This window comes from Zestomonas carbonaria (genome assembly GCF_904061905.1).
GTDB classification, from domain to species: Bacteria; Pseudomonadota; Gammaproteobacteria; order Pseudomonadales; family Pseudomonadaceae; genus Aquipseudomonas; species Aquipseudomonas carbonaria.
Genome location: NZ_CAJFCI010000050.1, coordinates 22,889 through 29,652 on the forward strand (window position 1 = coordinate 22,889; position 6,764 = coordinate 29,652).

A 6,764-nucleotide genomic window follows, 5' to 3' on the forward strand; every position below is an offset into this window, starting at 1 on the left:
CTACAGGGCTAAATAAAAAGGCCGGTCTCTCGACCGGCCTTTCTCTTACCTCACCCCACCTCAGCTATGACTGGGAAACGCAAACTGCGCCGCCTCGTGGCTGGCGCGTTGCGGCCAGCGTTGGGTGATGGCTTTCTTGCGGGTGTAGAAGCGCACTCCGTCCGGGCCGTAGGCGTGGAGGTCGCCGAACAGGGAGCGTTTCCAGCCGCCGAAGCTGTGGTAGGCCACCGGGACCGGCAGCGGGACGTTGACGCCGACCATGCCCACTTCGATCTCGTCGCAGAACAGGCGGGCGGCTTCGCCGTCGCGGGTGAACAGGCAGGTGCCGTTGCCGTACTCGTGGTCGTTGATCAGTTGCATGGCCTCTTCGAGGCTGTTCACGCGGACCACGCAGAGCACCGGGCCGAAGATTTCTTCCTTGTAGATGCGCATGTCCGGGGTGACGCGGTCGAACAGGCAGCCGCCGAGGAAGAAGCCGTCTTCGTGGCCATTGACCTGCAGGCCACGGCCGTCGACCACCAGCCTGGCGCCGGCGCGCAGACCGTCTTCGACGTAGCCGGTGACTTTGTCGCGGTGCGCGCCGGTGACCAGCGGGCCCATGTCGAGGCCGCAGGAGGTGCCGGCGCCGACCTTCAGGGCCTGGATCTGCGGCACCAGCTTGTCGATCAGCGCGTCGGCGACCTGGTCGCCCACCGCCACCACCACGGAGATGGCCATGCAGCGTTCGCCGCAGGAGCCGTAGGCGGCGCCCATCAGCGCGCTGACGGCGTTGTCGAGGTCGGCGTCAGGCAGCACCACGGCGTGGTTCTTGGCGCCGCCGAGGGCCTGGACGCGTTTGCCGCGCTTGGCGCCTTCGCTGTAGATGTACTCGGCGATCGGGGTCGAGCCGACGAAGCTGATGGCCTTGACTTCCGGCGCCTCGATCAGCGCATCGACCGCTTCCTTGTCGCCGTTGACCACGTTGAGCACGCCCTTGGGCAGGCCGGCCTGGTGGAACAGTTCGGCGACGAACAGGGTGGAGCTCGGGTCGCGCTCGGAGGGCTTGAGGATAAAGGTGTTGCCGCAGGCGATGGCCAGCGGATACATCCACAGCGGCACCATGGCCGGGAAGTTGAACGGGGTGATGCCGGCGACCACACCGAGCGGCTGCAGGTCGCTCCAGGCGTCGATGTTCGGGCCGACGTTGCGGGTGTATTCGCCCTTGAGGACTTCCGGGGCGGCACAGGCGAACTCGACGTTCTCGATGCCACGCTTGAGTTCGCCGGCGGCGTCCTCGATGGTCTTGCCGTGTTCCTGGCTGATCAGTTGGGCGATGGTGTCCTGGTTCTCTTCGAGCAGTTGCTTGAAGCGGAACAGCACCTGGGCACGCTTGGCCGGCGGGGTGTTGCGCCAGGCCGGGAAGGCGGCCTTGGCGGCGTCGATGGCCTGTTGCACGGTGGCGCGGCTGGCCAGGGCGACCTGGGCGCTGACCTGGCCGAGGGAGGGGTTGTAGACGTCGGCGCGGCGCTCGTCGCGGGTGACGCGTTCGCCGTTGATCAGGTGCGGGATGATGCTCATGGGTCGATCCTTTTATGCGTATCTCTGTGCGTAGGAGCGGTCCGTGACCTCGGTCGCGGCCATGGGCCGCTCCTACGGGGTTCGTGGGGGCGTCAGGCGATCTGGTTCAGCGCTTCGCCCACGGCGTCGAACAGGCGGTCGAGCTCCTGCGGGGTGCTGGTGAAGGTCGGTCCGAACTGCAGGGTATCGCCGCCGAAGCGCACGTAGAAACCGGCCTTCCACAGCTTCATGCCGGCCTCGAAGGGACGCACGATGGCGTCGCCGTCGCGCGGGGCGATCTGGATGGCGCCGGCCAGGCCGCAGTTGCGGATGTCGATCACGTTCTTGGCGCCCTTCAGGCCATGGAGCGCCTGCTCGAAATGCGGCGCCAGTTCGGCGACGCGCTGCACCAGGTTTTCCTTCTCCAGCACGTCCAGCGCGGCGAGGCCGGCGGCGCAGGCCACCGGGTGCGCGGAGTAGGTGTAGCCGTGGGTGAATTCCACCGCGTATTCGGGCGTCGCCTGGTTCATGAAGGTCTGGTAGATCTCCCGCGAGGCGATCACCGCGCCGAGGGGGATGGCGCCGTTGGTGACCTGCTTGGCGACGTTCATGATGTCCGGGGTGACGCCGAAGTATTCCGCGCCGGTCCAGGCGCCCAGGCGGCCGAAGCCGGTGATCACTTCGTCGAAGATCAGCAGGATGCCGTGCTGGTCGCAGATCTCGCGCAGGCGTTGCAGGTAGCCCTGCGGCGGCACGATGACGCCGGCGGAACCGGCCATCGGCTCGACGATCACCGCGGCGATGTTCGAGGCGTCGTGCAGTTCGATCAGCTTGAGCAGTTCGTTGGCCAGCTCGACGCCGCCGGTCTCGGCCTGGCCCTTGGTGAACGCCAGTTGCGGTTGCAGGGTGTGCGGCAGGTGGTCGACGTCCATCAACTGGCCGAACATCTTGCGGTTGCCGCCGATGCCGCCGAGGCTGGTGCCGGCGACGTTGACGCCGTGGTAGCCGCGCGCCCGGCCGATCAGCTTGGTCTTCGCCGGTTGGCCTTTCAGGCGCCAGTAGGCGCGGGCCATCTTCACGGCGGTGTCGGCGCATTCCGAGCCGGAGTTGGTATAGAAGACGTGGTTCAGCTCGCCCGGGGTCAGTTCGGCGATCTTCTCGGCGAGCTGGAACGACAGCGGGTGGCCGTACTGGAAGCCCGGCGAGTAGTCGAGGGTGCCGAGCTGCCTGGCCACCGCTTCCTGGATTTCCTTGCGCGAGTGGCCGGCGCCGCAGGTCCACAGGCCGGACAGGCTGTCGAAGATCCTGCGGCCCTGGTCGTCGACCAGCCAGTTGCCTTCGGCGGCGACGATGATCCGCGGGTCCTTCTGGAAGTTGCGATTGGCGGTGAACGGCATCCAGTGCGCATCCAGCTTGAGCTGGCTGGCGATGGACGGGGTGGCGGTTTGCGGCATGTTCATGGCGGGCCTCGCAAGGCGGATGTTTTGTTGTGCGTGGGAGCGGGCTCTGTTCCCACAGTTGCCAACCAAGGTGCCACGGGCCTAAATTCAGGAAAATACAGATTTTCCAATCTTTAGATTAAGCACCACTAAACAAATGAGCACCCATCGGCAGGACCCGCTGACCCAGGTCAGCGACTTCGATATCCGCCTGTTGCGGCTATTCCGCAGCGTAGTGGAATGTGGCGGTTTTTCCGCCGCGGAAAGCGTGCTGGGCATCGGCCGCTCGGCGATCAGCCAGCAGATGAGCGACCTCGAACAGCGCCTCGGCCTGCGCCTGTGCCAGCGCGGCCGCGCCGGCTTCGCGCTGACCGAGGAGGGCCGCGAGGTGTACCACTCGGCGCTGCAACTGCTCAGCGCGCTGGAGAGCTTCCGCACCGAGGTCAACGGCCTGCACCGCCACCTGCGCGGCGAGCTGAACATCGGCCTCACCGACAACCTGGTGACCATGCCGCACATGCGCATCACCCACGCCCTGGCGCGCCTCAAGGAGCGCGGCCCGGACGTGCGCGTCAACATCCGCATGATCCCGCCCAGCGAGGTGGAGCGCGGCGTGCTCGACGGCCGCCTGCACGTCGGCGTGGTGCCGCAGAGCGGCGCGCTGTCCGGCCTGGAGTACCAGCCGCTGTACGACGAGCGCTCGCTGCTCTACTGCGCGGTGGGCCATCCGCTGTTCTACGTGGACGACCAGGAGCTCGACGACGCCCGCCTCAACGCCCAGGACGCCATCGCGCCGACCTTCCGCCTGCCCAGCGACATCCTCGCCCACTACCAGGCACTGCACTGCACGGCCAGCGCCTCGGACCGCGAGGGCATGGCCTTCCTGATCCTCACCGGGCGCTACATCGGCTACCTGCCCGACCACTACGCCAGCGCCTGGGTACAGCAGGGCCGCCTGCGCGCGCTGAAGCCGGCGTCCCGTTTCTACGACCTCAACCTGGCCTCGGTGACCCGCAAGGGTCGGCGGCCGCACCTGGTGCTGGAGAGCTTTCTCGAGGTGCTGGCGACGACGGCGTGAGATGAGGCCGCCGGGTAGGGTGCGCCGCGCGCACCGATGGGAGGCCGCTGCGGTGTCTGCTTTGAGTTCGTCGTGTCCGCCAGGAAAGCCCGCTGTATACGGCTCGGCAACGTGCAACACCTTTTCCGGTGCGCGCGGCGCACCCTACGGTGAGGCCGCGCGCGTCCTTCGGAATGACATACGGTCGTAACAACTCGCAACGCCCTGTCGCGGCCATCCCGGCCTGAGGGTCTATCCTCGAACGGTACGCCCCGCCGGGCGTCTGCCCTTTCATCGAGTGCCACCACGGAGGCCCCCATGCCCAGCCGTCGTCACTTCCTCCAGGGCGGTATCAGCCTTGCCGCCCTCGCTGCCCTCTCTCCCTGGCTGCCGAATACCGCCCTGGCCGCTGGCCCGTTGCTGCAACGCACCATCCCGCGCAGCGGCGAAACCCTGCCGGTGATCGGCCTGGGTACCTCGCAGACCTTCAACGTGCGGATCGACGACACCAGCCTGGCGCCGCTGGTGGAGGTGATCAACACCTTCTTCACCGGCGGCGCCACGGTGATCGACACCGCGCCGAGCTACGGCGCCGCCGAGCAGGTCACCGGCGAACTGCTCAAGCGCACCGACAACCAGGCCAGGGCGTTCCTCGCCACCAAGCTGTCGTCCACCGGTCGCGAGCGCGGCCAGGCGCAGTTCGAGATCAGCCAGGAGGCGCTGCAGCGCAAGAACATCGACCTGGTGCAGGTGCACAACCTGCAGGACACCGCCACTCAGCTCGGCCTGCTGCGCGAGCTCAAGCAGCAGGAGCTGGTGCGCTACATCGGCATCACCCACTACGTGGATTCGGCCCATGACGATCTGATCGCCGTGCTCGAACGGGAGAAGGACATCGACTTCGTGCAGTTCAACTATTCGGTGGGCGAACGCGGCGCCGAGCGGCGGCTGCTGCCCTACTGCGCCGACAACGGCCTGGCCACGCTGATCAACCGGCCGTTCCAGCGCGCCGCCCTGCTCAGCCGGGTGAAGGGCAAGCCGCTGCCGGACTGGGCCAGCGAGTTGCAGGCGAGTTCCTGGGCGCAGTTGCTGCTCAAGTTCATCATCGCCCAGCCGGCGGTGACGGTGGTGATCCCGGCCACCTCCAACCCTCGCTACATGGCCGACAACCTGGCCGCCGGAAGTGGCCCGCTGCCGGACGCGGCGATGCGCGAGAGGATCATCGAGGCGTTCGCGTAGCGACGCTCTCCTTCCGGGACAGGGGCTGGGGGAGCGAGGCCGAGAGATACTCCGCCCCTCACCCCGGCCCTCTCCCGGAGGGAGAGGGAGTTTCCTCCCTCGAACTGGACCGAACGCTCCATGCCCCTCACCCAACGCCTGGCCACCGCCATCAACGCCCGCTCCGGCGAATTGCCCGCCGCGCTGTGCGGCTTCGCGCTGTTCTTCTGCCTGTTCGCCGGCTACTTCATGCTGCGGCCGATCCGCGAGGCGATGGGCATCCTCGGCGGCGTGGAGAACCTGCAATGGCTGTTCACCGCCACCTTCGTGGCCATGCTGCTGGCGGTGCCGCTGTTCGCCTGGCTCAACTCGCGGGTGGCCCGGCGCCGCTACGTGGACTGGGTGTACGGCTTCTTCGTCCTCAACCTGCTGGCCTTCGCCTTGCTGTTCCAGGCCGGCGAGTCGGTATGGGGCGGGCGGGTGTTCTACGTGTGGATCTCGGTCTACAACCTGTTCGTCGTCTCGGTGGCCTGGAGCCTGATGGCCGACGTGTTCGACGCCACCCAGGCGCGCCGGCTGTTCGCCTTCATCGCCGCCGGCGCCAGTTGCGGCGGGCTCACCGGCCCGGCGCTCGGCGCCCTGTTGATCGATGCGCTCGGCCAGAGCGGCCTGACCCTGCTGGCCGCCGCGCTGCTCGCCGCCACCCTGGTCGCCAAGCGCTACCTGATGGCCTGGCGCGAGTACGGCGGCGCCGGCCGCCCCGGCGCGCCGCCCAGCGAGAGTCCGAGCAAGCCGGTGATCGGCAACCCGTTCAGCGGCATCCTGCTGGTGCTGCGTTCGCCCTACCTGCTGGCGGTCGGCGCCTTCGTCATCCTCCTCGCCACCGCCAGCACCTTCCTGTACTTCGAGCAGGCGCGCCTGGTGGCCGAGAGCTTCCCCGATCGCGCCACGCAGATCCGCGTGTTCAGCCTGCTGGACTTCATCGTGCAGGCGCTGTCGCTGGCCGCGCAGTTGTTCATCGCCGGTCGGGTGGCCGAGCGCTACGGCCTGCGCGCGCTGCTCGCCGGGGTGCCGGCGCTGGTCTGCCTGGGCTTCCTCGCCCTGGCCCTGGCGCCGACCTTCGCCGTGCTGGCGGTGGTGATGGTGGTACGCCGGGTCGGCGAATACGCCTTCGTCCGCCCCGGCCGCGAAATGCTCTTCGCGCCGCTCGACGCGCAGACCAAGTACAAGGCGAAGAACTTCATCGACACCGTGGTCTACCGCGCCGGCGACGCCCTCAGCGCCTGGGCCAAGGCCCTGCTCGACACCCTCGGCGCCGGCGTGCTGCTGGCCGCCCTGGCGGGTGCAGCCTGCGCGGCGGTATGGGGCGGGCTGGGGTGGTACCTGGGTGGGAAACAGCTTCGGACGGAGGAGGCGAGGGAGGAAACTCCCTCTCCCTCCGGGAGAGGGTTGGGGTGAGGGGGGCATGGCTTCGTGGTGTACAGAGCTTCCTCGCCCGCACCAGACTCCGCCCC

At 68.0% G+C, this 6,764-nt stretch carries 5 protein-coding genes; 3 read left to right on the forward strand and 2 right to left on the reverse strand.

The features are described 5' to 3' along the window. Positions 1 to 60 precede the first annotated feature (60 nt). Complete coding sequence (locus PSEWESI4_RS12690; protein WP_187671568.1) at positions 61 to 1,557, reverse strand: CoA-acylating methylmalonate-semialdehyde dehydrogenase; 1,497 nt, start codon at positions 1,555 to 1,557, stop codon at positions 61 to 63. A gap of 92 nt (positions 1,558 to 1,649) precedes the next feature. After that, the gene (locus PSEWESI4_RS12695) at positions 1,650 to 2,996 is read right to left on the reverse strand and encodes an aspartate aminotransferase family protein (protein WP_187671569.1); all 1,347 of its coding nucleotides are present in this window, start codon (positions 2,994 to 2,996) and stop codon (positions 1,650 to 1,652) included. A gap of 136 nt (positions 2,997 to 3,132) precedes the next feature. Here PSEWESI4_RS12695 and PSEWESI4_RS12700 point away from each other — a divergent pair, with 136 nt between their 5' ends. The 3 genes from PSEWESI4_RS12700 to PSEWESI4_RS12710 all read left to right on the forward strand — a co-directional run bounded on the left by PSEWESI4_RS12700 (position 3,133) and on the right by PSEWESI4_RS12710 (position 6,708). Next, on the forward strand, positions 3,133 to 4,053 hold the full coding sequence (locus tag PSEWESI4_RS12700) for a LysR family transcriptional regulator (protein WP_187671570.1): 921 nt from the start codon (positions 3,133 to 3,135) through the stop codon (positions 4,051 to 4,053). 297 nt (positions 4,054 to 4,350) lie between these two features. Further along, the gene (locus PSEWESI4_RS12705) at positions 4,351 to 5,271 is read left to right on the forward strand and encodes an aldo/keto reductase (RefSeq protein WP_187671571.1); all 921 of its coding nucleotides are present in this window, start codon (positions 4,351 to 4,353) and stop codon (positions 5,269 to 5,271) included. Between the two features lie 120 nt (positions 5,272 to 5,391). Then, positions 5,392 to 6,708, forward strand: a complete 1,317-nt coding sequence (locus tag PSEWESI4_RS12710; protein WP_187671572.1) for an NTP/NDP exchange transporter — start codon at positions 5,392 to 5,394, stop codon at positions 6,706 to 6,708. Positions 6,709 to 6,764 lie beyond the last annotated feature (56 nt).

Coding starts and splice junctions, on each gene's coding strand:
- PSEWESI4_RS12690 (WP_187671568.1), bottom strand. CDS start 1,557: ATGAGCATCATCCCGCACCTGATCAACGGCGAACGCGTCACCCGCGAC.
- PSEWESI4_RS12710 (WP_187671572.1), top strand. CDS start 5,392: ATGCCCCTCACCCAACGCCTGGCCACCGCCATCAACGCCCGCTCCGGC.
- PSEWESI4_RS12695 (WP_187671569.1), bottom strand. CDS start 2,996: ATGAACATGCCGCAAACCGCCACCCCGTCCATCGCCAGCCAGCTCAAG.
- PSEWESI4_RS12700 (WP_187671570.1), top strand. CDS start 3,133: ATGAGCACCCATCGGCAGGACCCGCTGACCCAGGTCAGCGACTTCGAT.
- PSEWESI4_RS12705 (WP_187671571.1), top strand. CDS start 4,351: ATGCCCAGCCGTCGTCACTTCCTCCAGGGCGGTATCAGCCTTGCCGCC.